This window comes from Streptomyces silvisoli, from assembly GCF_029269905.1.
GTDB classification, from domain to species: domain Bacteria; phylum Actinomycetota; class Actinomycetes; order Streptomycetales; family Streptomycetaceae; genus Streptantibioticus_A; species Streptantibioticus_A silvisoli_A.
Genome location: NZ_JARJBC010000004.1, coordinates 92,591 through 118,407, shown reverse-complemented (window position 1 = coordinate 118,407; position 25,817 = coordinate 92,591). Strand labels below are relative to the sequence as shown.

17 protein-coding genes are annotated in these 25,817 nt (G+C 70.9%); 14 read left to right on the top strand and 3 right to left on the bottom strand.

Annotation, left to right across the window (positions count from 1 at the left end):
* Nucleotides 1-56: 56 nt before the first annotated feature.
* Entirely contained in the window at nucleotides 57-3,089 is a 3,033-nt protein-coding gene (locus P3G67_RS08505) for a helix-turn-helix transcriptional regulator (protein WP_276092887.1), read from the top strand.
* A 204-nt stretch (nucleotides 3,090-3,293) separates the two neighbouring features.
* Here the strand turns inward: P3G67_RS08505 and P3G67_RS08500 are convergent, their stop codons facing one another.
* The gene (locus P3G67_RS08500) at nucleotides 3,294-4,286 is read right to left on the bottom strand and encodes an aldo/keto reductase (protein WP_276092886.1); all 993 of its coding nucleotides are present in this window, start codon (nucleotides 4,284-4,286) and stop codon (nucleotides 3,294-3,296) included.
* Nucleotides 4,287-4,439: 153 nt separating this feature from the next.
* On the opposite strand from P3G67_RS08500, the gene P3G67_RS08495 reads away from it, so the two are divergent.
* The 7 genes from P3G67_RS08495 to P3G67_RS08465 all read left to right on the top strand — a co-directional run bounded on the left by P3G67_RS08495 (nucleotide 4,440) and on the right by P3G67_RS08465 (nucleotide 14,878).
* Nucleotides 4,440-5,396 carry a 2-hydroxyacid dehydrogenase gene (locus P3G67_RS08495; RefSeq protein WP_276092885.1) on the top strand — a complete coding sequence of 319 codons (957 nt, stop codon included), beginning with the start codon at nucleotides 4,440-4,442 and terminating at the stop codon, nucleotides 5,394-5,396.
* A gap of 319 nt (nucleotides 5,397-5,715) precedes the next feature.
* The gene (locus P3G67_RS08490; protein ID WP_276093066.1) at nucleotides 5,716-8,613 is read left to right on the top strand and encodes a putative bifunctional diguanylate cyclase/phosphodiesterase; all 2,898 of its coding nucleotides are present in this window, start codon (nucleotides 5,716-5,718) and stop codon (nucleotides 8,611-8,613) included.
* Nucleotides 8,614-8,877: 264 nt separating this feature from the next.
* Nucleotides 8,878-10,731, top strand: a complete 1,854-nt coding sequence (locus P3G67_RS08485; RefSeq protein WP_269853089.1) for an acetolactate synthase large subunit — start codon at nucleotides 8,878-8,880, stop codon at nucleotides 10,729-10,731.
* Between the two features lie 40 nt (nucleotides 10,732-10,771).
* Entirely contained in the window at nucleotides 10,772-11,299 is a 528-nt protein-coding gene (gene ilvN / locus P3G67_RS08480; RefSeq protein ID WP_269853088.1) for an acetolactate synthase small subunit, read from the top strand.
* Between the two features lie 100 nt (nucleotides 11,300-11,399).
* Complete coding sequence (ilvC, locus tag P3G67_RS08475) at nucleotides 11,400-12,398, top strand: ketol-acid reductoisomerase (RefSeq protein WP_269853087.1); 999 nt, start codon at nucleotides 11,400-11,402, stop codon at nucleotides 12,396-12,398.
* Between the two features lie 284 nt (nucleotides 12,399-12,682).
* Nucleotides 12,683-14,287: a phosphoglycerate dehydrogenase gene (gene serA, locus P3G67_RS08470; RefSeq protein WP_276092884.1), complete on the top strand. Its 1,605-nt coding sequence runs from the start codon at nucleotides 12,683-12,685 to the stop codon at nucleotides 14,285-14,287.
* Between the two features lie 192 nt (nucleotides 14,288-14,479).
* Complete coding sequence (locus P3G67_RS08465) at nucleotides 14,480-14,878, top strand: hypothetical protein (protein ID WP_276092883.1); 399 nt, start codon at nucleotides 14,480-14,482, stop codon at nucleotides 14,876-14,878.
* 11 nt (nucleotides 14,879-14,889) lie between these two features.
* Here P3G67_RS08465 and P3G67_RS08460 read toward each other — a convergent pair whose 3' ends face one another.
* The gene (locus P3G67_RS08460) at nucleotides 14,890-16,041 is read right to left on the bottom strand and encodes a PucR family transcriptional regulator (protein ID WP_276092882.1); all 1,152 of its coding nucleotides are present in this window, start codon (nucleotides 16,039-16,041) and stop codon (nucleotides 14,890-14,892) included.
* A gap of 174 nt (nucleotides 16,042-16,215) precedes the next feature.
* Between P3G67_RS08460 and P3G67_RS08455 the strand changes: the two genes are divergently transcribed.
* From P3G67_RS08455 to P3G67_RS08440, 4 genes are all read left to right on the top strand, one after another.
* A complete protein-coding gene (locus P3G67_RS08455; protein WP_276092881.1) occupies nucleotides 16,216-17,145 on the top strand; it encodes a proline dehydrogenase family protein in 930 nt (309 codons plus the stop codon).
* A 43-nt stretch (nucleotides 17,146-17,188) separates the two neighbouring features.
* Entirely contained in the window at nucleotides 17,189-18,820 is a 1,632-nt protein-coding gene (pruA, locus tag P3G67_RS08450) for an L-glutamate gamma-semialdehyde dehydrogenase (RefSeq protein WP_269853082.1), read from the top strand.
* Between the two features lie 505 nt (nucleotides 18,821-19,325).
* Complete coding sequence (locus tag P3G67_RS08445) at nucleotides 19,326-20,366, top strand: 3-isopropylmalate dehydrogenase (RefSeq protein ID WP_269853081.1); 1,041 nt, start codon at nucleotides 19,326-19,328, stop codon at nucleotides 20,364-20,366.
* A gap of 266 nt (nucleotides 20,367-20,632) precedes the next feature.
* Complete coding sequence (locus P3G67_RS08440; RefSeq protein ID WP_269853080.1) at nucleotides 20,633-21,718, top strand: branched-chain amino acid aminotransferase; 1,086 nt, start codon at nucleotides 20,633-20,635, stop codon at nucleotides 21,716-21,718.
* Between the two features lie 141 nt (nucleotides 21,719-21,859).
* Here P3G67_RS08440 and P3G67_RS08435 read toward each other — a convergent pair whose 3' ends face one another.
* Entirely contained in the window at nucleotides 21,860-23,290 is a 1,431-nt protein-coding gene (locus tag P3G67_RS08435; protein ID WP_276092880.1) for a cytosine permease, read from the bottom strand.
* A 154-nt stretch (nucleotides 23,291-23,444) separates the two neighbouring features.
* Here P3G67_RS08435 and ureA point away from each other — a divergent pair, with 154 nt between their 5' ends.
* A complete protein-coding gene (ureA, locus tag P3G67_RS08430; RefSeq protein ID WP_276092879.1) occupies nucleotides 23,445-24,134 on the top strand; it encodes an urease subunit gamma in 690 nt (229 codons plus the stop codon).
* A complete protein-coding gene (locus tag P3G67_RS08425) occupies nucleotides 24,101-25,816 on the top strand; it encodes an urease subunit alpha (RefSeq protein ID WP_391858225.1) in 1,716 nt (571 codons plus the stop codon). Before ureA ends, P3G67_RS08425 begins: the two co-directional genes overlap by 34 nt.
* Nucleotide 25,817: the final 1 nt, after the last annotated feature.

Here is a 25,817-nt window from a genome sequence, read left to right as displayed (position 1 = left end):
CGGCCATCGCGCCGGTCCGCAGTACACCGCGCACCGGATTGTCAGACCCCTGTGCGATGCTCGGCCTCGTGCAGACGCAGTCCGTGTCCCCGGTGTTCGTCGGCCGCATCCGCGAGCTGACCGACCTCGACGCCGCGCTCGCCCGCGCCAACGCGGGCGAGCCGCAGGCGTTGCTGGTCGGCGGCGAGGCGGGGGTCGGCAAGAGCAGGCTGCTTGAGGAGTTCCTGGGCCGCTGCCGCGCCACGGGCGCGGTCACCGCGACCGGCGGCTGCGTCGAAATGGGCTGCGACGGGCTGCCGTTCGCCCCGGTGGCCACCGTGCTGCGGGTACTGCACCGGCAGTTGGGGGACGAGCTGGCCACGGCCGCCGCCGGAGTGGAGGGTGAACTGGCCCGGCTGCTGCCGGAGTTGGGCGAGGCCACCCGCGAGGCGCACAACGAGACCGGCCGGGCCCGGCTGTTCGAGCTGACCGCCCGGCTGCTGGAGCGGCTCGCCGCGGACCGTACGCTGGTCGTCGCCATCGAGGACCTGCACTGGGCGGACAGCTCCACCCGCGAACTGCTCGGCTATCTGTTCCGCTCGCCGCACCGCGCCCGGCTGGTCGTGATCGCCACCTACCGCTCCGACGACATCCACCGCCGCCATCCGCTGCGGCCGTTCCTCGCCGAGACCGACCGCATGCGCGTGGTGCGCCGCATCGAGCTGCGCCGCTTCAACCGGGCCGAGGTGCACGCCCAGTTGGCCGGGATCAACGGCACCGAGCCCGGCCCCGCCTTGGTCGACCGGGTCTTCGAGCGCTCCGAGGGAAACGCCTTCTTCGTCGAGGAGTTGGCGCGCAGCATCGCCAAGGGCTGCGGGAGCGGACTGAGCGAATCGCTGCGCGACCTGCTGCTGGTAAGGGTCGAGGCGCTGACGGAGGACGCCCAGCGGGTGGTGCGGATCACCGCCGAGGGCGGCTCCGAGGTGGAGTATCCGCTGCTCGCCGCCGTGGCCGGGCTCGGGGAGGAGCAGTTGATCGAGGCGCTGCGGGACGCCGTCGGCGCCAACATCCTGCTGCCCACCGCCGACGGCGACGGCTACCGGTTCCGGCACGCCCTGGTCCGCGAGGCGGTGGTCGACGATCTGCTGCCCGGCGAGCGCTCCCGGCTCAACCGCCGTTACGCCGAAGCCCTGGAGGCCGATCCCGCGCTGGTCCGCGCCGACCAGCGCGCGGCCCGGCTGGCCAGCTACTGGTACCACGCCCATGACCCGGCCAAGGCGCTGCCCGCGGTGCTCGCCGCCTCCGTGGACGCCCGCCGTCGGTACGCCTACGCGGAGCAGATGCGGCTGCTGGACCGGGCGTTGGAGCTGTGGGAGGACACCCCGCCGCACATCCGCCAGGCGCAGCGCCCCTTCGACCAGGTGGACGTGTACCCGGCCTGCGGCTGCGACGACGAGGCGCTCAGCCATCTCGACCTGCTCGCCGAGACGGTGGTCGCCGCCCATCTGTCCGGAGAGCGCGAGCGGGCGCTGTCCATCATCAAGCGGGCGCTGCGCGCCCTGGACGACGGTGTGGACGCCCTGCGCGCCGCCTGGTTCTGGACCCAGCGCGGCAAGCTGCTGGAGGGCCTGGGCCGGGGCGACGGCTGGGCGGAACTCAGCCGAGCCCAGGAGCTGGTGCGCGGTCTGCCGCCGTCCGCCGTACATGCCGAGGTGCTGGCCCAGGTGGCGGGCTGGTGCGCGCTGCACGAGCCGGGCCCCGAAGCGTTCAGCACCGCGGAACGGGCGGTGGAACTGGCCCGGTTGGTCGGCGCCGAGGGCACCGAAGCGCACGCCAGGCTCACCCTCGGCTGGCTCAAGGTGGACTCCGGAGATGTCGCGGACGGCCTGGCCGAGATGGCCGAGCTGTGCGAGCGGGTCACCGAGATCGGCAACGTCGGCGTGCTCGGCCGCTGCTACGTCAACTACGCCTCCGCCCTCGAAGGGGTCGGCCGCTCCGACCAGGCGGTTCAGGCGGCGATCAGGGGCGTCGAGGTGGTGCGCCGGTTCGGACTGTCCGACGCCAGGGCGTGGTTGTACTGCAACCTCGCGGAGTCGCTGTTCTCACTCGGGCGTTGGGCCGAAGCCGAGGAAGCGGCGCTGTCCGCGCGGCGCCTGGCCGCTGGAGCCAACCCCCGCGCCGCCGCGGCCAGCAGACTCACCCAACTCGCCCTGGCCCGGGGCGAGCTGGACACCGCCGAGCGTGAACTGGCCGTCTCCCGCGAACACTACGGCACCCACAATCCGCAGCCGCAGTACACCATCCCCACGCTGCGGCAGACCCTCAGCCTCGCCGCGGCCCGCGGCCGGATCCAGGACGCCCGCGCCGCACTGGACGAGGCGCTGGCGGAGGGCTTCCCGCCCGGCACCCAGCGGCACGCCTGGCCGCTGCTGCTCGCGGCGGCCAGCGCGGAGGCGGACGCCGGTGGGCTGCCCGTCGCCGCACCGGACCGGGCCGAAGTCCTGGGCCGCATACGGCTCGCGGCGCGACGGCTGCCCGGCACCGTCCCGGTGTGGCAGGCGTACGCGCGGCTGGTGGACGCCGAACTGCTGCGCGCCGAGGGCCGGGACACCCCCGGGCTGTGGGCCGAGGTGGTCGCCGCCTTCGAACCGCTGGAGCGGCCGTACCAGTTGGCGACCGCCCGGTTCCAGTGGGCGCGTGCGCTGCTCGCCTCCGGCGCGGACGGCGAGGCCCGGCAGCATGCCGCGCGACCGCTCGCCCTGGCGCACTCGGCCGCCGAGCGAATGGGCGCCGGTCCACTGCGCGAGGGCACACAGCTGCTGGCCCGGCGGGCCCGCCTGTCGTTGGACGAGACGTCCGACGGCGACGGCCAGGACCCGGCCGAGGAGTTGGGACTGACGCCACGCGAGCGCGATGTGCTGCGGTTGGTCGCGGCGGGGCGAAGCAACCGGCGGATCGCCGAGGAACTGTTCATCTCGCCGAAGACGGCGAGCGTCCATGTCTCCAACATCCTGGCCAAGTTGGCGGTATCCAACCGCGGTGAGGCGGCGGCGCTGGCGCACCGCCTGAGGCTGTTCGCCCCGGAACCCGCCCCAGCGGCTCCCCACTGACGGCGGCGGGAGGCGCGCGCCCCCACGGGGGTGGGGCACGCCCCTCCCGCCGCGACGGCTCCCATCGGGGGCAACTCGCGAAAGCTCTGCCTGATGGGGGCTGGGGCTCGCCCCGAAAAGGGGCCCGCCGCGGTGACGAGCAACCGCGACGGCCCAGACCGGTGGTCTCCAACCCACCGCGACCAAACCGCCGCCGGGCAACCCTCAGTCCCACGACCCCCTGGCAGGCGGCAGACCCGTGACTTCCGCCAAGTCCGCCGCCGACAGCCGCAGTTCCGCCGCCGCCGCGTTCTCCCGGGCCCAGTGGGCCCGCTTCGTGCCCGGTACCGGCACCACGTGCCGGCCTTGCGCCAGCACCCAGGCCAGCGCGACCTGCCCGGGAGTCGCCCCGTGCCGTACCGCGACCCTGCGCAAGCCAGCCACGATGGGCTGGTTCGCGGCCATCATCTCGGCCGTGAACCGCGGATGCCGGGCTCGTACGTCGTCCGGTTCGAAGCCCTGGCCCGGGGTGAGCGTGCTGGTCAGGAAGCCGTTGCCGAGCGGCATCGCCGCCATCAGGCCGACGCCGCGCACCGTGCACCACGGCAGCAACTCCTCCAGCGCCTCCCTGGCCCACACCGACAGCTCGGCCTGCACACAGCTCACCGGGAACACCTGCTGCGCCCGCTCCAGCTGGCGCACCGTCTCGGTGTGCAACCCCGTTCCGTAGCGCCGGTTGCCGCGCGCGCCCACCGCGCACAACCCCAGCGAACGCACCTTGCCCGCGGCGACCAGTTCCGCCATCGCGCCCCAGGTCTCCTCGATCGGTACCTCGGGGTCCACCCGGTGCAGCTGGTACAGGTCGATCACATCGGTCTGCAACCGGCGCAGCGAGGCGTCGCAGGCCCTCCTTATGTAGCCGGGGCGGCCGTTGGCCACGATGTGCTGGTCGCCGACGAGCAGCCCGCACTTGGTGGAGAGGAAGGCATCCCGCCGCCGCTCCTTCAACACCCGCCCCACCAGAAGCTCGTTGGTGAACGGGCCGTACATGTCGGCCGTGTCGAGCAGCGAGGTGCCCGCGTCGAGTGCCGCGTGAACGGCGCGCAACGAGCCCTCGCCGTCCTGCTGCGAAGTGGTGTACGCCCAACTCATCGGCATGCAACCCAGCCCCACCGCGCCCACTTCGAGGGCTGCCGCACCGATCGACCTGCGCTCCACCTTGGCCCCGTCCTCCTGAAGCTTCCCGCCCGTCGCCCCCCACCACTGTCGAAGGAGGCGCTCCGCGCCGCAGCGCTGACCAGCAGGGCGCCCCCCAAGGTAACGCGCCGGTAGAAGGCGCGTTCGTACAGGCCATCGCATAGCCTCCAGAGCATGGTGCGAAGCGCGAACACTCCTGTGACGGTCTGGCTGCCGATGGACCCGGCCACCATCGACGGGCTCCCCGAGGGGCCCGAGTACGTGCGCTGGGACGGCGAGGACGAGTTCCCGGCCGACCCGCGGGACATCGACTTCTACGTACCGCCGTACATGCGCGGCGCCGAGGTCGCCACCCGGCCGCTGCGCCACGGCGCCCGGCCCGGCGTGGTGCAGACGCTCACCGCCGGGGTCGACCACGTACAGGACGAGGTGCCGCGGGAGACGGTGCTGTGCAACGCCCGCGGGGTGCACGACGCCAGCACCGCCGAGTTGGCGGTCACCCTCACCCTCGCTTCACTGCGCGGCATCCCGCGCTTCGTGCGGGGCCAGGACAACGAGAAGTGGTACGCCGGGATGTACCCGGCGCTGGCCGACCGCACGGTGGTCATCGTCGGTTACGGTGCGATCGGCGCCGCGATCGAGGACCGGCTCACCCCGTTCGAGTGCGAGGTGGTGCGGGTGGCGCGTTCGGCGCGGGAGGCCGAACGCGGCCCGGTGCACGCCATGGCCGAGCTGCCGCGGCTGCTGCCCGGCGCCGATGTGGTGATCCTGGTGACCCCGCTCACCGAGGAGACCCGGCACCTGGTGAACGCGGAGTTCCTGGCCCGGATGCCGGACGGCGCCCTGCTGGTCAACGTGGGGCGCGGCGCCGTGGTGGACACCAAGGCGCTGCTGGCCGAGCTGGAGTCAGGACGGCTGACCGCGGCCCTCGACGTCACCGACCCGGAACCGCTGCCTCCAGGGCATCCGCTGTGGCACGCGCCGGGAGTACTCATCTCCCCGCATGTGGGCGGGAGTTCTTCCGCGTTCCCGCCGCGCGCCCGGCGCCTGCTCGTTGAGCAACTGCGCCGTTACCTCACCGGGGAGCCGCTGCGCAACACCGTCAGCGCCCCCGAGCCCCCGAAGTTCTGACCGAAAGGCATCGGATGAACACGCTCCGAAACCGCCATCATCTGCCCGATTACGCTGTGTAGAGGAGCTATGTCCCTGAGTGACGGATCTGGTGTATCGTCCCGATCGGGGGTGCGCCGAACAGGCCACGCTTGGCCCTGGCGCGCACCGGAGATGAACAACGCGCACCGGAACGAAACTGTCCGGTCGGTTGCCGACAACCGGAGACCGGACACTTCAGGACGCGCTTCAGGACGCGAGGGGGATGACGGGCGATGTGCGGCGAATGGAGATTCTCACCGGTACGGACACACCGCCGGGTGCGGTGCCGGGCGGTCGGATGAGCGCGTCCGGGGCGGTGCTCTCCGGTCCCGCCGCCGCTGGCGGACGGACGGCACTCGTGCCCCAACTCCTCGTCGCCGTGCTCTGTGGCGGCTACGCCGTCGGCGCCGCCCTGGGCTGGGGCTCGCCCGCCCTCGCGCAGTTCATGGGTGACTTCGGGCTGTCCGGCGCAGCGTTGACCGCCTGCGCGTCGTGCCTGTGGTACGCGCGCTCCGTCCCGGGCCGTAACCGGCCCGCCTGGGTGCTGTTCGCCGTCTCCTCCGCGATGGTCGCGGCGGGCAACGCCGTCTGGGGATGGTACGAACTGGTGCTGCGGGAAGCCGTACCCCGGGCCTCCGCCGCCGACTTCTGCTTCCTGCTGTTCGCACCGCCGGCCATCATCGGCCTGCTGGTGCTCGCCAAACGCCCGGTGAACAGGGCGGGTTGGATCTGCCTCGGCCTGGACGCCTGGTTGATCGGCGGCTCGCTGCTGACGTTGACCTGGAGCCTGGCGCTGGCCCGTACCGCGCAGTGGGACGGCCGCAGCACGGCCAGCATCGCACTGTCGCTGGCCTATCCGGTACTGGACATCATGTTGGTTTCCATGGTGCTGGCGTTGCACTTCAGGCGCTCCTCGGCCAACCGCTCCGCGGTCAACACCGCGATCGCGGCACTCGCCCTGACCGTGCTGTGCGACGCGCTGTTCACCTCGCCGCTGCTGCGTGAGCACTACCGCTCGGGGCAGATCCTCGACGCGGGCTGGTTCGCCGGGAGCATACTGCTGGCGTACGCGCCATGGGTCGGCAAACGGGACACCACCCGCCGTACGGTACCGCCACACGGCTCACCGGACCCCAGGGGCAACGGTTCGCTGGGCGCGCTCACCCCGTATCTGGCCGCCGCCGTCTGCACGTTGGGGATCCTGTACAACGTGCTCAACGGGCGGAAGATCGACCGGGTGGTGCTGTTCACCGGCTGCACGGTCGCCCTCGTACTGGTGGCGCGCCAGGGCATCATGCTGCTCGACAACATCGCGCTGACCCAGGAACTGGCCCAGAAGGAGAACCACTTCCGCTCCCTGGTCCAGGGGTCCAGCGATGTGATCATGATCGCCGCGCACACCGGCGTCCTGCGCTACGTCAGCCCCGCCGCCAAGGGTGTCTACGGGCGGGACGCCGAGCAGATGGTCGGCACAGAACTCGCCTCGCACATCCATCCGGAGGACCTCGGCAGAGTGCTGCACGAGGTGCGGCGGTTCCTCGCCGCACCGCCCTCCGAGGAGCCCGCCACCCGTATCGAGTGCCGCATCCGCTCCGGCGACGGCGGCTGGCTCAACGTGGAGTCCTCCGTCAACCGCTACCAGGGCGGCCTGATCTTCAACAGCCGCGATGTGACCGAACGGGTGCGTCTCCAGGCCCAGTTGCAGCACAACGCCTCCCACGACCCGCTCACCGACCTGCCCAACCGCGCGCTGTTCTCCGAGCGGGTACGACAGGCGCTCGGCGGCCGCCGAGCCGACGACGGCGAGGCCGCCGTGCTCTACATCGACCTGGACGGCTTCAAGGCGGTCAACGACACCGTGGGCCACCAGGCCGGGGACGAACTCCTCATCCAGGCCGCCCGCAGGCTCCAGGAGTCGGTACGGGCCGGGGACACGGCGGCACGGCTGGGCGGCGACGAGTTCGCCGCCCTCATCTGTGGTGGCAAGGGTGACCGGCACGTGCGCGAGCAGCAGATAGTGGAGATCGCCGAACGGCTGCGGATGACGCTGTCCGAGCCCTACGCCGTACTGGCGGGCAACGCGGCCCGCGGCGGCCCGTCCGACGGCGCGCGCGGCACCACCGCCGAGCGCACCGGGCAGCGGGTCGGGGAGACCACGGTACGGGTGGCCGCCAGCATCGGCGTGGCCTTCGCCGGACCCGGCATCGGCCCGGCCGAGCTGATGCGCAACGCCGACCTGGCCATGTACCGGGCGAAGTCCGCGGGCAAGAACCGCGTGGAGGTGTACGCGCCGCAGATGCAGGCCGAGGTGGCGCGCCGCGCGGAGCTGGCCGAACGGCTGCGAAACGCCCTGGACAAAGGCGAGTTCACCTTGCTGCACCAGCCCGTGGTGGACCTGGAGAGCGGAGTGGTGGACGCCGTCGAGGCGCAGGCCCGCTGGCGGTCCGCCCAGGGCATCCTGTTCACCCCGGCCGAGTTCCTGCGGCTCGCCGACCAACGCCGGGAGGTGGACGAGGACCGCGCCGAGGTCAGCCGCTGGATGCTGGAGCAGGCCGTCGAACAGGCCGCGCACCGGCACCGTATGGGACATCGGGTGCCGGTGTCGGTGCGGATGTCTGCGCGGCGGTTGATGGGCCGCGATCTGCCGCCCAAGACGGTGGAGTCGCTGCTGGCCCGCCATGAGCTGCCCGCCGGTGCGCTGGTGCTGGCGCTCACCGGCCACGATCCGGGGATCTGCCTGGACGAGTTGGAGCGGCGGCTGCTCGCGCTGCGCCGCGCGGGGGTGACCATCGCACTGGAGGGGTTCGGCACCGGCTACGCGGGCATGCTGGCGCTGCGCAGGCTGCCGGTCGACGTGGTGCGGCTGGACCGGGCCTTCACCGCGGACCTGGTGGAGTCGGCCCGGGTGCACAAGATCACCGCCGGGCTGCTGCGGATCGCCCGCGACCTCGGCCTGCGCTCGGTGGCCGACGGCGTGGACCGACCGGAGCAGGTGGTGGCGCTGCGCGAGATGGGGTGCACGCACGGGCAGGGCATGGCGTTCTCCGGGCCGCTGGACGAACCGCGGCTGCGCGGCTCGCTGGCCCGCGGCGGCTACCCGGTGCCGATGTGCGCGGAACGCGATGTCGTACCCGCGGGTAGCGGGATGGGGCTTCGGGGGGTGTCCTCTGACCAGCAGAACACGGCGCTCACATAAAACCATCGCGCTCACATAATGAGACGTCCGTCCCACCCACTTGACACTGGCGACCAAGGGGGAGGAGGGTCGGAGCCATGCGCACCCGAATTCTCGTACTTGGAAAGCGCGTCGGCTGATCCCGGGGCCACTCGTCCGCCCCGCTGACAGCACCGGCGCGCTCCCCTCGCTTGCCTAACGGCACGAGGGGTTTTTTGTTGCACTGGCACCTACCGCCCCTCATACCATTGAGCCGGGGCGGCCTCTTCGAGAAGAGAAACGCAGATGACCGAGCAGGCCACTGGGGCCCACCATCCGCAGCCGCGGGCCCGCAGCGCGGCACAGGCAGCACAGCCCGTCACCGAGCACGTGACGGGTGCCCAGTCCCTCATCCGCTCTCTGGAGGAAGTCGGCGCCGATACCGTATTCGGCATTCCCGGCGGGGCCATCCTTCCCGCATACGACCCGATGTTCGACTCGAAGCGTGTGCGCCACATCCTCGTCCGCCACGAGCAGGGCGCGGGCCACGCCGCCACCGGCTACGCACAGGCCACCGGCAAGGTCGGGGTGTGCATGGCCACCTCGGGGCCCGGTGCGACCAATCTGGTGACGCCGATCGCCGACGCGCACATGGACTCGGTGCCGCTGGTCGCGATCACCGGCCAGGTCAGCTCCAAGTCGATCGGTACGGACGCCTTCCAGGAGGCGGACATCTGCGGCATCACCATGCCGATCACCAAGCACAACTTCCTGGTGACCAAGGCCGAGGACATCCCGCACACCATCGCCGAGGCATTCCACATCGCCTCCACCGGACGCCCGGGACCGGTCCTGGTGGACATCGCCAAGGACGCGCTCCAGGCGCAGACCGTCTTCAGCTGGCCGCCGCAGACCGACCTGCCCGGCTACCGCCCGGTGACCAAGCCGCACGCCAAGCAGATTCGCGAGGCCGCCAAGCTGATCGTCCAGGCCAAGCGGCCGGTGCTGTACGTCGGCGGCGGGGTGCTCAAGGCCCAGGCCACCGAGGAGTTGCGGATCCTGGCCGAGCTGACCGGCGCGCCGGTCACCACCACGCTGATGGCGCTGGGCGCCTTCCCGGACAGCCACCCGCAGCACGTCGGCATGCCCGGGATGCACGGCTCGGTCTCCGCGGTCACCGCGCTGCAGAAGGCCGACCTGCTGATCGCGCTCGGCGCCAGGTTCGACGACCGGGTGACCGGCAAGGTCGACACCTTCGCCCCGCACGCCAAGATCGTGCACGCCGATGTCGACCCGGCCGAGATCGGCAAGATCCGGGCCGCCGACGTGCCGATCGTCGGTGACGCCCGCGAGGTCATCGCCGATCTGATCGTCGCGGTCCAGGCGGAGCACGAGGCCGGCCACCGCGGCGACTACGCCGACTGGTGGGCCCAGATCGACTCCTGGCGCAAGACGTACCCGCTCGGCTACGACCTGCCCGACGACGGCAGCCTGTCCCCGCAGCAGGTCATCGAGCGCATCGGCCAACTCGCGCCGCCCAACACCATCTACGCGGCAGGCGTCGGCCAACACCAGATGTGGGCCTCGCAGTACATCAACTACGAGAAGCCGTACACCTGGTTGAACTCCGGCGGCGCCGGGACGATGGGCTACGCGGTCCCGGCCGCGATGGGCGCCAAGGCGGGCATGCCGGACGCCGCGGTGTGGGCGATCGACGGCGACGGCTGCTTCCAGATGACCAATCAGGAACTGGTCACCTGCGCGCTGAACGACATCCCGATCAAGGTCGCCATCATCAACAACGGCGCGCTGGGCATGGTCCGCCAGTGGCAGACCCTGTTCTACAACGAGCGGTACTCCAACACCGTGCTGCACTCCGGCCCCGCGGCGGAGGAGAAGCAGGCCAACCTCGGCACCCGCACCCCCGACTTCGTCAAGCTCGCCGAGGCGATGGGCTGCGTGGGCATCCGCTGCGAGGACCCCGCCGACCTCGACGCGGTGATCGAGAAGGCCAACTCCATCAACGACCGCACCGTGGTGGTGGACTTCATCTGCCACGAGGACGCGATGGTCTGGCCGATGGTCGCCGCGGGCACCTCCAACGACGAGGTGATGGCCGCGCGCGGAGTCCGCCCGGACTTCGGCGACATGGATGACTGAGACCAGGACCGAGCCAGGAAGCGAAGGAAGAACCGCCGTTATGTCCAAGCACACGCTCTCCGTCCTGGTGGAGAACAAGCCGGGCGTGCTGGCCCGGATCACCGCGCTGTTCTCGCGCCGCGGCTTCAACATCGACTCGCTCGCCGTCGGCACCACCGAGCACCCCGACATCTCCCGCATCACCATCGTGGTCAACGTGGTGGAGGAGCTGCCGCTGGAGCAGGTCACCAAGCAGCTCAACAAGTTGATCAACGTGCTCAAGATCGTCGAGTTGGAGCCGTCAGCGGCGGTGCAGCGGGAACTCGTACTGGTGAAGGTCCGCGCCGACAACGAGACCCGCTCGCAGATCACCGAGATCGTCTCGCTGTTCCGCGCCAAGACCGTCGACGTCTCACCGGAGGCGGTCACCATCGAGGCCACCGGCGGCAGCGAGAAGCTGGAGGCGCTGCTGAAGATGCTGGAGCCGTTCGGGATCAAGGAACTGGTCCAGTCCGGCACCATCGCCATCGGCCGCGGCGCCCGCTCCATCACCGACCGCTCGCTGCGCGCCCTGGACCGCAGCGCGTAACCGGTCCGCCGACCGCATGGCGAGACCGTCACGACCCCCTTCCCCCCACCGGCATACGGTGGGAGGCGCAACCTTCACATCAGCCAAGGAGAAGTCCCAAGTGGCCGAGCTGTTCTACGACGAAGACGCCGACCTGTCCATCATCCAGGGCCGCAAGGTCGCGGTTCTCGGCTACGGAAGCCAGGGCCACGCCCACGCGCTGTCGCTGCGCGACTCGGGAGTGGACGTGCGGGTCGGCCTGCCCGAGGGCTCCAAGTCGCGGGTGAAGGCCGAGGAGCAGGGCCTGCGCGTGGTCACTCCGGCCGAGGCGGCCGCCGAGGCTGACGTGATCATGGTCCTGGTGCCGGACCCGATCCAGGCCAAGGTCTACGAGGACGCCATCAAGGGCAACCTCAAGGACGGCGACGCGCTGTTCTTCGGGCACGGGTTCAACATCCGCTTCGACCTGATCAAGCCCCCGGCGAACGTGGACGTGTGCATGGTCGCCCCCAAGGGCCCCGGCCACCTGGTGCGCCGCCAGTACGAGGAGGGGCGCGGCGTGCCGTGCATCGTCGCGGTCGAGCAGGACGCCAGCGGCAACGCGTTCGCGCTGGCGCTCTCGTACGCCAAGGGCATCGGCGGAACCCGGGCGGGCGTCATCAAGACCACGTTCACCGAGGAGACCGAGACCGACCTGTTCGGCGAGCAGGCGGTGCTGTGCGGTGGCGCCTCCGCGCTGGTCAAGGCGGGCTTCGAGACCCTGGTCGAGGCGGGCTACCAGCCGGAGATCGCGTACTTCGAGTGCCTGCACGAGCTCAAGCTGATCGTCGACCTGATGTACGAGGGCGGCCTGGAGAAGATGCGCTGGTCGATCTCCGAGACCGCCGAGTGGGGTGACTACGTCACCGGTCCGCGGATCATCACCGACGCCACCAAGGCGGAGATGAAGAAGGTCCTCGGCGAGATCCAGGACGGCACGTTCGCGCGGAACTGGATCAACGAGTACAACGCGGGTCTGCCCAAGTACAACGAGTACAAGAAGGCCGACAGCAACCACCTGCTGGAGACCACCGGCAAGGAGCTGCGCAAGCTGATGAGCTGGGTGGACGACGAGGCGTAACGCCTCCGGCGCGGCTGGTTCCGGTCCGGGGGCTCCGGCCCCCGGACCTCCTCGCGCGGGCCGCGCCCCCGTGTCCCCCGTCCTGGTTGTGGTTAGCCGCGGCGTATAGACCCGTGAGGGTGATCCTTACGGAACGGCGGGAGACGCGCGGTGGTCCGCCGATACAATTCGTTAACAAGCGCGTCAGGCTCACAGCGTCGTGCGTCTTCCACGCGGCATGCCATCCCTCCCTCTCTGGAGCGGCCGTACGGGACCGGCCAGCCCGAAGGACAAGTGAGGACTCCGTGAGCACTGCTTCAACCACCAAGCCTGTCGTACTCATCGCCGAGGAGCTGTCGCCCGCGACCGTCGACGCGCTCGGACCGGACTTCGAGATCCGGCACTGCAACGGCGCCGACCGTTCCGAGCTGCTGGGCTCCATCACCGACGTCGACGCGATCCTGGTCCGCAGCGCCACCAAGGTCGACGCCGAGGCGATCGCCGCCGCCCGGAAACTCAAGGTCGTGGCCCGCGCCGGGGTCGGCCTGGACAACGTGGACGTCTCCGCCGCCACCAAGGCGGGCGTGATGGTCGTCAACGCGCCGACCTCCAACATCGTCACCGCCGCCGAGCTGGCCTGCGGCCTGATCATCGCCACCGCCCGCAACATCCCGCAGGCCAACTCCGCGCTGAAGAACGGCGAGTGGAAGCGCAGCAAGTACACCGGCGTCGAACTGTCCGAGAAGACCCTGGGCGTGGTCGGCCTCGGCCGCATCGGCGTGCTGGTCGCCCAGCGGATGTCCGCGTTCGGGATGAAGATCGTCGCTTACGACCCCTACGTACAGCCCGCGCGTGCCGCGCAGATGGGCGTCAAGCTGCTCTCGCTGGACGAGCTGCTGGAGGTCTCCGACTTCATCACCGTGCACCTGCCCAAGACGCCCGAGACCCTCGGCCTGATCGGCGACGAGGCGCTGCACCGGGTCAAGCCGAGCGTCCGGATCGTCAACGCGGCGCGCGGCGGCATCGTCGACGAGGAGGCGCTGGCCTCGGCGTTGAAGGAGGGCCGGGTCGCGGGCGCGGGCCTGGACGTGTTCTCCACCGAGCCGTGCACCGACTCCCCGCTGTTCCAGTTCGACTCCGTCGTCGCCACCCCGCACCTGGGCGCGTCCACCGGCGAGGCCCAGGAGAAGGCGGGCATCGCGGTCGCCAAGTCCGTACGGCTCGCGCTGGCAGGCGAGTTGGTGCCGGACGCGGTCAACGTGCAGGGCGGTGTGATCGCCGAGGACGTACGGCCCGGGCTGCCGCTCGCCGAGAAACTCGGCCGCATCTTCACCGCCCTCGCCGGCGAGGTCGCGGTGCGCCTGGACGTCGAGGTGCGCGGCGAGATCACCCAGCACGACGTCAAGGTGCTCGAACTCTCCACGCTCAAGGGCGTGTTCGAGGATGTCGTCGCAGAAACGGTCAGCTATGTGAACGCCCCGCTGTTCGCCCAGGAGCGCGGCGTCGAGGTCCGGCTGACCACCAGCTCGGAATCGCCGGAGCACCGCAACCTGGTGACCGTGCGAGGCACGCTGGCGGGCGGCGACGAGGTGTCGGTCTCCGGGACGCTCGCGGGCCCGAAGCACATCCTGAAGATCGTGGGAGTCGGCGACTTCGACGTGGACCTGGTCCTCACCGAGCACATGGCCTTCCTGCGCTACGGTGACCGCCCCGGCATCGTCGGCATCATCGGCCGGATCCTCGGTGACGCCGGGATCAACATCGCCGGTATGCAGGTGGCCCGTACCACCGAGGGCGGCGAGGCGCTGGTCGCGCTGACCGTGGACGACTCCATCCCGCAGCCCGTACTGGCCGAGATCGCCCAGGAGATCGGCGCCACCTCGGCGCGCGCGGTCAACCTGGTGGACTGACCGCGGGGTTGCCCGACCCGCCCGGCCCGTCGCCCTCCCGGGGCGGCGGGCCGCTGCTGTCTGTTCGCCGTGCGGGTTGGCGCCGCACCGCCGAGCAGCCCTCCATGGCGCGATCTGGACATCGACCCGCCAACGCCCGCCAGGCAGGCCCTAGCATGGTGGTGCGGGTGCCAAGGGGGAGGGGCCACAGGGATGTCCTTACGGGGCCGGGCGGTGTGCGTCGTGCTCGGGGTCGCGTTGGCGGTCCCCGGCTTCACGGCCTGCAACGACCTGAACAGATCGGCGGACTGCGGCAGGTCGGCGTTGAGGATCACCGGGGATGTGCAGGACGTGGTGGCCGCGGTCACCAACGTGGGGAACCTGGTGGACTCCGAGCGGCGCAAGCAGACGTCCCAGTCGTTCCACAAGCTCCAGCGGGACGTCAAGGACATGGCCAGGAACAGTCACAACGTCGACCAGCGCAAGGCGGCCGACGATGTGGCCAAGGCCGCGCGGGGCGTCAAGGCCGCGGCGGACAGCGGCGGTTCGCCGGACGTGAAGCCGCTGGGCGACGCGGCGGCCGAGCTGTCCAGGGTGTGCACCTCGTCCTGAGCGGACGACGGTCACAACCTGGCCGCCTTCAGGGCCATGTGCAGAAGCAGCCGGTCCTCGCCCTCGTCAAGGTCGAGCCCGGTCAGCCGCTCGACCCGGGACAGCCGGTAGTAGAGCGTCTGCCGGTGGATCGCCAGCGCCGCCGCCGCGCGGCCCGCCTGGCCCGCGCAGTCCAGGAACACCTCGGCGGTGTGGGCGAGTTCGGTGTGCGCGGGCCGCAGCAACTCGGCCACACTGCGGTCGGCGCCGGCCGGCAGAGCGGTCAGCAGCCGGTACGGCCCGATGTGCGACCACTGCGCCACCGGCCCCAGCCGCGGCTGCGCCCGAACCGCCCGCGCCGCGCCCGCCGCCTCGCGCCAGGCGTCCGCCAACTCCCCGAGTCCCGACCGGGGTTCACTGATCCCGGCGGCGCCCCGGGCACGGGACGACTCCAGCAGCCGGGCGGCGGCGGTCCGGGCCGGGGTCACCACGTCCGGTGAGCGCAGCCGCACCAGTGCCGCCAGCCCCTCGTCGCGCACCGGGCACAGCGCCGCGGTGCCCGGCACTGCGCGTACGTCCGGCAGCGCGTCGGTGTCCTCGTCGGTGTCCGCGGTGTCCCACGGGCTCACGCAGACCAGTGCGAACGGTCCGTCCGCGGCCCGGCCGAGTGTCGCGCGCAGCACGTGCTCCGCGGCTTCCCGGCGCTCCCGCGGTCCGGTGATCAGCGCCAGCAGCTCCCGGCCGAGGTCGGCTCCGGCGCGTGCCTCCGCGGCCAGCAGCGTGCCGATGCGCGCGGCGACCGCCATCGCCGCCCCCAGCGGCCGGGCCTGCCCGTCGTCCAGCAGCCACACATAGCCGTAGACCACGCCCCGGTGCCGGACCGGCAGACAGATCCGCGCCCGTATCCCGGCCTCCGGATCCGCCGGGATGCGCACCGGCGCCTGCGCCCGCGCGATACCGAAGCCCTCGAACCAGGAGCGGACCTCGGCGGTGGAGCCGCGGGTCAGGATGGAGCGGGTGCGGATCGGGTCCATCGCGCCCGCCTCGCTGTCGTGCGCGCAGAAGGCGATCAGCCGGAAGTCCCGGTCCTCCAGGGTCGCGGGCGCGCCGAGCAGCGCCGACACCTCGTCGACGAGTTCCTGGTAGTCGCTGTAGTCCCCGCGCACCGGGCCATTGTCCCTCATACATGTGTATGAGGGGTCGGTCACGGATGCGTGACAACTGTCGATAGCTCACGGTGAGGGGGAAACCTAGATTTCATGGCGGAGCCACCTGCGCGAAGTGGTCACTTCGCATGCCTCGCCGCACGCGTACGGGCTCCTCGCACCCTTGCTCTACGCGCACATTGGAGGAGCCCCGTGCTGGGTCCCGTGTTGCTCGCCGCCTCGCGCAGCGACCGCATGCGCCGCATCGTCGCGGCCGCCCCCGTCACCCGGCCGGTCGTGGACCGCTTCGTCGCCGGTGACGAACTGCGGCCCGCCATGGCCAACGTCCGGGCGCTGACCGCCGCCGGGCTTGAGGTCACCCTCGATCACCTGGGCGAGGACGTCACCGACCGGGTCACCGCCAACGCCACCCGCGACGCCTACCTCCGGCTGCTGGAGGCCATCGCCGCCGAAGGGCTCGGCAAGCACGCCGAGGTGTCGGTGAAGCTGTCCGCCTTCGGCCAGGCGCTTCCGGTGGACGGGCACGACATCGCGCTGGAGAACGTCCGCGAGGTCGCCGAGGCGGCCACCGCCGCGGGCACCACGGTCACCCTCGACATGGAGGACCACACCACGGTCGACTCGACCCTGGCCATCCTCGACGAACTGCGCAAGGAGCACCCGGGCACCGGTGCCGTCGTGCAGTCCTACCTGTTCCGCACCGAGGACGACTGCCGCCGCCTGGCCACCCCGGGCTCCCGGGTGCGGCTGGTCAAGGGCGCCTACAAGGAGCCCGCCTCGGTCGCGTACCAGGACAAGCGCGAGGTGGACCGGGCCTATGTGCGCTGCCTGAAGATCCTGATGGCGGGCGGCGGGTACCCGATGATCGGCTCGCACGACCCGCGCATGATCGCCATCGGCCAGGACCTGGCCCGGCGCAACGGGCGGCAGCCCGGTGACTACGAGTTCCAGATGCTCTTCGGCATCCGCACCGCCGAGCAGCGCCGCCTGGCGGGGGAGGGCGAGCGCATGCGCATTTACGTGCCGTACGGCGCAGACTGGTACGGGTACTTCATGCGCCGACTCGCCGAGCGCCCCGCGAACCTCGCGTTCTTCCTGCGCTCGTTCGTCCCCGGCGCCTGACCGGCGCCACAGCATCACCCAACGTAGAAGGAGACCCCCTCACATGGACGCCGTGACCCAGGTCCCGACTCCGGTCAACGAGCCGGTGCACTCCTACGCGCCGGGCAGCCCGGAGCGTTCCCGTCTCGAAGTGAAGCTCAAGGAGCTGAGCGAGAACCCGGTCGACCTGCCGATGACCATCGGCGGCGTGAAGCGGATGGGCGGAGGGGAGCCCTTCGACGTCGTACAGCCGCACAACCACGCGGCCCGGCTCGGCACGCTGCGCGGCGCCACCGCCCAGGACGCCCGGGACGCCATCGACGCGGCGCTGGCCGCGGCGCCCGCCTGGCGCGAGATGTCCTTCGACGACCGCGCCGCGATCATCCTGCGCGCCGCCGAGCTGCTGGCCGGGCCGTGGCGGGAGACGATCGCCGCCGCGACCATGCTGGGCCAGTCCAAGACCGCCCAGCAGGCCGAGATCGACACCCCCTGCGAGCTGGTCGACTTCTGGCGGTTCAACGTCGCCTACGCCCGGCAGATCCTGGCCGAGCAGCCCCCGGCGAACTCGCCGGGCGTGTGGAACCGCCTCGACCACCGCCCGCTGGAAGGTTTCGTCTACGCGATCACGCCGTTCAACTTCTCGGCGATCGCGGGCAACCTGCCGACCGCGCCCGCGCTGATGGGCAACGTGGTCATCTGGAAGCCGTCCCCGACGCAGACCAGGGCCGCCGTGCTGCTGATGGAGCTGCTGGAGGAGGCGGGCCTGCCCAAGGGCGTCATCAACCTGCTGACCGGCGACGGCATCGCGGTCTCCGAGGTGGCGCTGAACCACCCCGAGCTGGCGGGCATCCACTTCACCGGCTCCACCAGGACCTTCCAGTACCTGTGGAAGACGGTGGGCGCCAACATCGAGAAGTACCGGAACTACCCGCGGATCGTCGGCGAGACCGGCGGCAAGGACTTCGTGGTCGCCCACCCGTCGGCCGACCCGGCGGTGCTGAAGACCGCCCTGACCCGCGGCGCCTTCGAGTACCAGGGCCAGAAGTGCTCGGCGACCTCCCGCGCCTACATCCCGCGCTCCATCTGGGACAGCGGCTTCAAGGAGGCCTTCGCGGCCGAGGTGGACGGCATCACCATGGGTGATGTCACCGACCTGGACAACTTCATCGGTGCCGTGATCGACGACCGGGCCTTCGCCAAGAACAAGGCCGCCATCGACCGCGCCAAGGCCGACCCGACCTGCGAGATCATCGCCGGCGGCACGTACGACGACTCGGTGGGCTACTTCGTCCGTCCGACCGTCGTGGTCTGCGCCGACCCGGAGAACGAGGTCTTCCAGGACGAGTACTTCGGCCCGTTCCTCGCCGTGCACGTCTACGAGGACGAGAACTACGAGCAGATGCTGGCGCAGATGGAGTCCGTCTCCAAGTACGCGCTGACCGGTTCGATCATCGCCGGTGACCGGGCCGCCGCCGCGCACGCCATGGACGTGCTGCGGTACGCCGCGGGCAACTTCTACATCAACGACAAGTCGACCGGCGCCGTGGTCGGCCAGCAGCCGTTCGGCGGCGGCCGGGCCTCCGGCACCAACGACAAGGCGGGCGCCGCGCAGAACCTGATGCGCTGGACGTCCACCCGTGCGATCAAGGAGACGCTGGTCCCGCCGACGGACTACCGCTACCCGCACATGGGCTGAACCCGGCCTGGCCCTGGCCTACGGCATGGGCGACCCGCGGCCCCCTGGCAACCGCCAGGGGGCCGTTCGTGTGGTTGCCGTCTCAGATAGTAGGAAGTCCGAGTAATCATGACGACAGAACGGCGAAGTCGTCCTAGCGTTGTAAGAGCCGAACGTCTCGCTTGATCCAGCGATCGGCGGATGAGAGCCGGTGCCTTCGCGCAGGCCACCCCTGCGGCTCCCGCTCCCCGCCCCTTCCGGCGCACCCCTCGCCCCCTGCCCGGCAGGGGACCCCAGCGTCATGGTTGGAGTTGTGCACCCATGGATGAGACCGCCCGCAAGAACGCCGCCGAAGCCCTGCAGCGCGCCCTGGACCGCCGCGACAACGGCGGATCCACCGGTCACGAGCCCCGCTGATGCACCGTAACTCCCTCTCCGGCCGGGCGACTTGGCCGCTCGGCCGGTCGGGCGTCCAGAATGTGGATACGCAATGTCATTGACTGGGACGAGGCGTACAGTGCCCAACATGTCTCGCACCATCAGCCTCGCAGTGATCCCCGGTGACGGCATCGGCCAGGAAGTCGTGTCAGAAGGCCTCAAGGTGCTCAGCGCCGTCCTTCCGCAGGACGTGAAGCTGGAGACGAAGACCTACGACTTCGGCGCCAAGCGCTGGCACGGGACCGGTGAGACCCTCACCGACGCCGATCTGGCACAGCTCAAGGAGCACGACGCCATCCTGCTCGGCGCCATCGGCGACCCGTCGGTGCCGTCCGGTGTGCTGGAGCGCGGGTTCCTGCTCAAGCTGCGGTTCGCCTTCGACCACCACGTCAACCTGCGGCCCAGCAAGCTGCTCCCCGGTGTGAAGTCCGCGCTCGCGGGCGACCATGAGATCGACTTCGTGGTGGTCCGCGAGGGCACCGAGGGTCCGTACGTCGGCAACGGCGGTGTGCTGCGCGCCGGTACGCCGCACGAGGTGGCCACCGAGGTCAGCGTCAACACCGCCTTCGGCGTCGAGCGGGTGGTGCGGGATGCCTACGCCCGTGCCCAGGCCCGGCCGCGCAAGAAGCTCACCCTGGTGCACAAGAACAACGTGCTGGTGCACGCCGGGCACCTGTGGAAGAACATCTTCGACCGGGTCGGCCAGGAGTTCCCCGAGGTCACCACCGACTATCTGCATGTGGACGCGGCGACGATCTTCTTCGTCACCCAGCCCGAGCGGTTCGACGTGGTCGTCACCGACAACCTCTTCGGTGACATCCTCACCGACCTCGCCGCCGCCATCACCGGCGGCATCGGCCTGGCCGCCAGTGGGAACATCAACCCCTCCGGGGAGTTCCCCTCGATGTTCGAGCCGGTGCACGGTTCCGCGCCGGACATCGCGGGCCAGGGCAAGGCCGACCCGACCGCCACCGTGCTGTCGGTCGCCTTGCTGCTCCAGCACCTCGGCCACCCCGACGAGGCCGCCCGTATCGAGGCCGCGGTCGCCGCCGACCTCGCAGAGCGCACCGGCGCCCAGCGCTCCACCAGCGCGATCGGCGACGCGCTCGCCGCCCGAGTATCCGGCTGACGCCGGACCCCTACCTCCACGAGGACCTGTCCGGCGGAACCAGCATCCGCCGGACAGGTCCTCGTGCTGTGCAACGGCGATCCCGGATGCCACCATCGACCCCTGGACCGCGATCCGCGCCACATGTGCGAGTGGTTTTCACCCCCACCCCTCTCGGCGATAATCGGACAGAGGGCCGCACTAAGGGAGGAAGCTAGGACGTCCTAGCAACGCCCCAAGGCGGAGTACGCGGTCCGCCACTACCTCACGGTGAAGGACACGCACACATGACGACGCCCACGATCGAGCTCAAGCCCTCGGCCCACCCGCTCTCCGACGCGGAGCGGGAGGCGATCCTCGCCAACCCCGGTTTCGGCCGCCACTTCACCGACCACATGGTCACCATCCGGTGGACGGAAGGCCGTGGTTGGCACGACGCCCAGCTCGTCCCGTACGCGCCGCTGTCGATCGACCCGGCCAACATGACGCTGCACTACGCGCAGTCCATCTTCGAGGGGCTCAAGGCGTACCGGCAGCCGGACGGCAGCGTGGCCACCTTCCGCCCGTGGGCCAACGCCGAGCGCTTCCAGGCCTCGGCGCGCCGGCTGGCCATGCCCGAACTGCCGGTGGAGACCTTCATCGCCGCGTGCGACGCGCTGGTCAGCCAGGACAAGGCGTGGGTGCCGAGCGAGGGTGAACAGTCGCTCTACCTGCGGCCGTTCATGTTCGCCAGCGAGGTCGGGCTCGGCGTCCGGCCCGCGAACGAGTACCTGTTCATCGTGATCGCCTCCCCGGCCGGCGCGTACTTCCCCGGTGGCGTCAAGCCGGTGTCCGTCTGGCTCTCCGAGGAGTACGTGCGGGCCGCGCCCGGCGGCACCGGTGCCGCCAAGTGCGCCGGAAACTACGCCGCTTCGCTGGTCGCGCAGGCCCAGGCCATCGAGCACGGCTGCGACCAGGTGGTCTGGCTGGACGCGATCGAGCGCCGGTGGATCGAGGAAATGGGCGGTATGAACCTGTACTTCGTGTACGGGGACAAGATCGTCACGCCCGAACTGACCGGTTCGCTTCTGCCCGGTATCACCCGGCTGTCGCTGCTCCAGATCGCCGAGGACCTCGGCTACGAGGTGGCCGAGGGCCGGATCTCGGTGGACGACTGGAAGAACGGCAACGCCGACGGCACCCTCACCGAGGTCTTCGCCTGCGGGACCGCCGCCGTGATCACGCCGGTCGGTTCGGTGAAGTCGACCCGCGACAACTGGACCGTCGCGGACGGCGAGCCGGGCAAGGTGACGATGCGGTTGCGCAAGGCGCTTCTCGACATCCAGACGGGCGTCGTGCCCGACACTCACGGGTGGATGCACCGCCTCGGCTGACGCCGTGCTTCGGTGGCGGAGGGAGATTTGCCGCTGCGGCGGGAGTTCGCGGGTACGCCGGCAGATTCCCTCCCGCCGCGACGGCGAGCAACCACACCCAACCGGCCCGGCGGCTCCGCCCCAACCCCCGCCGGAAATCACTCAGTTGACGGCGACGGCCGTCTCGCCCGCCGGGACCGCCGTGGGAACCGGGTGCGGGCGGCCCGCGTTCAGGGCGGCGTACACGACCGCCGCCACCGCGGCGGACAGCAGGAAGCTGATGTCGATCCCGCCGGTGTACTTCAGCAGCGGCCCGCTGTACAGCGGAGTGTCGACCTCCAGCAGACCGACCACCGACCCGCAGGCCCAGGCGGCCACTGCCGACACGTTCCAGCCCGCCCGGTACCAGTAGATCCCCCCGAACGTACGGCGGTTGTACACCTGTAGCGCGTCCGCGTCGTAGCACCCCCGCACCCGGCGGAACCCCATCAGCGTGATCACCGCCCACGGAGTGCCGATCGCGGTGAGCACCAGGACGAACGAGGTCATCGCGTCCTGTGCGGCCCAGGCGAAGTGGCCCAGGTAGACCAGCGCGGTGGAGACCGCCGCCACCACGTAGGTGGCCTGTGTACGGGTCGCCTTCGGCAGGATCGCGTCCAGGTCGAGGCCCATGCTGTAGAGCATCAACCCGGCGTTGCCCACCGACCCCGCCGAGCCGTTGAGCAGCAGCAGCGGCAGGTACCAGGCGGGGGACGCGGCCACCAGAGAGGTCGCGTAGTCACCGCCCGCGCTGACGCACAGGGCGGTGAACGTACCGAACAACTGCGGTACCAACAGCCCGACGACCAGCCCGAAGCAGGTGCCCCAGAACACCTTCGGCTGGCTGAAGCGGTTCGGCGAGACGTAGCGCGTGTAGTCACCGAGCAGCGTGATGAACGCGATCGGGCCGCTGAGCCCGGCCGAGACGGCGGACAGCAGCCAGGTCGGCCAGTAACTCCCGAGCAGGTACGACGAGCCGTGCGGCGGTGCGGCGTGGAACATCCCGAAGTACGCGATGACCCCGACGAACAGCAGCACCGTCAGCGTGACGGTCAGCAGCCGGCTGAGCCGCAGCAGCATCCGGTACCCGAACACCGCCGACGACGCGGTGGTCAGCGCGAGCACCGCGTAGACCGTCGCATAGCTCGCCGCGCCGGTGGGCAGCCCGAGCAGCCGGTGCAGACAGCCCACCACCGCGTCACCGCCGACCCACAGGGTGAGCGCGGTGTACCCGAGGGAGAGCAGCAGCCCGATCATCGACCCCAACAGCCTTCCCCGGACGCCGAAATGGGCTCCGCTGCTGGTCGACAGGTTGGTGGCGGTGCGCAGGGACACCAGCGCGAGCGGCGCCACCAGCAGCGTTCCCACCAGGGTGCCGGCCACCAGTGAGGTGAACGAGCCCCACCAGCCCAGTCCGAAGGAGACCGGGAGCCAGCCGAAGACGATCACGCCGAGGGCGAGGTTGGAGCCCAGCAGGATGCTGATCACGTCCCGTGGCCCGCTGGTGCGCTCCTCTTCGGGGACGGTGTCGACGCCCCGCTGTTCGATCTGCATGCGCGGTCTCCCTGGACATTGACTAGGAGGGGAGGTTTTAGAACGCCGCTCAATGTGACTCACGCCAAGCAGTAGGTCAACCCTTCTTTTCGAAGAGTTTCCTTGTTAGAGTGGAGTTCAAATTTTTGATCTTCGGCCTGGAGGAGGCGGGGAGATGCGGCTGACCCCGACGGAGCGCGACCGCCTGCTGCTGTTCGGTGCCGCCGAGTTGGCACGGGCGCGGCGGGCCCGTGGTCTGCGGCTGAACGTGCCCGAGGCCACGGCCCTGATAGCCGACACGGTGTGCGAGGCGGCCCGGGACGGCAGGCGGCTCGCCGAGGCCATCGAGGCCGCGCGCGCCGTGCTGACGCCCGACGACGTACTGCCCGGGGTGGCCGACGTGATCGGCGATGTCATGGTCGAGGCGGTCTTCGACGACGGCTCCCGGCTCGCCGTGGTCAGCGACCCGATCAGCGGCGGCTCGCTCGGTGACGACGCGCCCGGCGCGGTGCTGCCCGGACCCGCCGACCCGCCGGCCGAGCCCACCGTGCGGCTGTCCGTGCGGAACGCGGCGACCGTCCCGATCAGCGTCACCTCGCACTTCCACTTCTTCGAGGCCAACCCCCGGCTGAGCTTTGCCCGTTCGGCCGCCTACGGAATGCGGCTGGCGGTGCCCGCCGGGTCCTCGGTGCGGTTCGACCCGGGGTCGCAGGTGGAGGTCGGCCTGGTGCCGATCGGCGGCGACCGGGTGGCGATCGGCTTCGCCGGTCTGGTCGACGGACCGCTGGACGCGCCCGGCGCCCGGCGGGAGGCCCTGCGGCGGGCGGCGGCCTGCGGCTATCTGGGAGCGGAGGAGGAAGAGTGATCGACACCCGTGAGTACGCGGCCGTCCACGGCCCGCGCGCCGGCGACCGGGTCCGGCTGGGCGATTCCGGACTGGTGATCCGGGTCGAGTCGGACTCCCAGCGCACCGGCGAGGAGTTCCTGGCCGGATTCGGCAAGACCGCCCGCGACGGCCTGCATCTGAAGGCCGCCGCGGTGCGCGACACCTGCGACGTGGTGATCAGCAACGTGCTGGTGATCGACGCGGCGCTGGGCATCCGCAAGGTGTCCATCGGCATCCGCGAGGGCCGGATCCACGCCATCGGCCGGGCGGGCAACCCCGACACGCTCGACGGGGTGGACGTGGTGGTCGGTACCGGCACCACCATCGTGCCGGGCGAGGGTCTGATCGCCACCGCGGGCGCCATCGACACCCACGTCCATCTGCTCTCCCCGCGGGTGATGGAGGCGTCCCTGGCCTCCGGTGTCACCACCATCATCGGCCAGGAGTTCGGTCCGGTGTGGGGCGTCGGCGTCAACTCGCCGTGGGCGCTGCGGCACGCGTTCAACGCCTTCGACGCCTGGCCGGTCAACATCGGCTTCCTGGCCCGGGGCTCGTCCTCCGATCCGGCGCCGCTGGTCGAGGCGCTCGCCGAAGGCGGGGCGTCCGGGTTCAAGGTCCACGAGGACATGGGCGCGCACGCCCGCGCGCTGGACACGGCGCTTCGGGTCGCCGAGGAGCACGACGTCCAGGTCGCCCTGCACAGCGACGGGTTGAACGAGTGCCTGACGGTCGAGGACACCCTGAAGGTGCTCGAAGGACGCACCATCCACGCCTTCCACATCGAGGGCTGCGGCGGCGGCCATGTCCCCAACGTGCTGAAGATGGCGGGCGTGCCGAACGTCATCGGCTCGTCCACCAACCCCACCCTGCCGTTCGGCCGGGACGCGGTGGCCGAGCACTACGGCATGATCGTCTCCGTCCACGACCTCAAGCCGGATCTGCCCGGCGACGCGGCCATGGCCCGGGACCGGATACGCGCCGGAACCATGGGCGCCGAGGACGTGCTGCACGACCTGGGCGCGATCGGCATCACCTCCTCCGACGCGCAGGGCATGGGGCGCGCGGGCGAGACCGTACGCCGCACCTTCGCCATGGCGGGCAAGATGAAGGCCGACCTTGGGCCGCTGGCGGGGGACGGCGCGGACGACGACAACGCCCGGGTGCTGCGCTACATCGCCAAGCTCACCATCAACCCGGCGATCGCCCACGGCCTGGCGCACGAGGTCGGCTCGCTGGAGGTCGGCAAGCTCGCCGACATCGTGCTGTGGCAGCCGCGCTACTTCGGAGCCAAGCCGCAACTCGTGCTCAAGTCCGGCTTCCCGGCGTACGGGGTGACCGGCGACCCCAACGCGGCCACCGACACCTGCGAACCCCTGGTGCTGGGACCGCAGTTCGGCTCGTACGGGGCGACGCCCGCCGACATCTCGGTGGCGTTCGTCGCCGGTGCCGCCGTCGCGCTGGGCGACGACCGGATGCCCACCCGGCGCCGCCGGGTCGCGGTACGCGGCACCCGCGGCATCGGCCCGGCCGACCTGGTGCTCAACTCCCGTATCGGACACGTCCAGGTGGACGGCGACAGCGGCCTGGTGACGCTGGACGGCGAGCCGGTGCGCTCCGATCCGGCCGAGCGGGTCTCGCTCAACCGCCTCTACTTCCTCTGAC

Coding starts and splice junctions, on each gene's coding strand:
- P3G67_RS08445 (WP_269853081.1), top strand. CDS start 19,326: ATGTCTCGCACCATCAGCCTCGCAGTGATCCCCGGTGACGGCATCGGC.
- P3G67_RS08465 (WP_276092883.1), top strand. CDS start 14,480: ATGTCCTTACGGGGCCGGGCGGTGTGCGTCGTGCTCGGGGTCGCGTTG.
- P3G67_RS08460 (WP_276092882.1), bottom strand. CDS start 16,041: ATGAGGGACAATGGCCCGGTGCGCGGGGACTACAGCGACTACCAGGAA.
- P3G67_RS08495 (WP_276092885.1), top strand. CDS start 4,440: ATGGTGCGAAGCGCGAACACTCCTGTGACGGTCTGGCTGCCGATGGAC.
- P3G67_RS08490 (WP_276093066.1), top strand. CDS start 5,716: ATGAGCGCGTCCGGGGCGGTGCTCTCCGGTCCCGCCGCCGCTGGCGGA.
- P3G67_RS08440 (WP_269853080.1), top strand. CDS start 20,633: ATGACGACGCCCACGATCGAGCTCAAGCCCTCGGCCCACCCGCTCTCC.
- P3G67_RS08435 (WP_276092880.1), bottom strand. CDS start 23,290: ATGCAGATCGAACAGCGGGGCGTCGACACCGTCCCCGAAGAGGAGCGC.
- ilvN (WP_269853088.1), top strand. CDS start 10,772: ATGTCCAAGCACACGCTCTCCGTCCTGGTGGAGAACAAGCCGGGCGTG.
- P3G67_RS08485 (WP_269853089.1), top strand. CDS start 8,878: ATGACCGAGCAGGCCACTGGGGCCCACCATCCGCAGCCGCGGGCCCGC.
- ureA (WP_276092879.1), top strand. CDS start 23,445: ATGCGGCTGACCCCGACGGAGCGCGACCGCCTGCTGCTGTTCGGTGCC.
- pruA (WP_269853082.1), top strand. CDS start 17,189: ATGGACGCCGTGACCCAGGTCCCGACTCCGGTCAACGAGCCGGTGCAC.
- P3G67_RS08505 (WP_276092887.1), top strand. CDS start 57: ATGCTCGGCCTCGTGCAGACGCAGTCCGTGTCCCCGGTGTTCGTCGGC.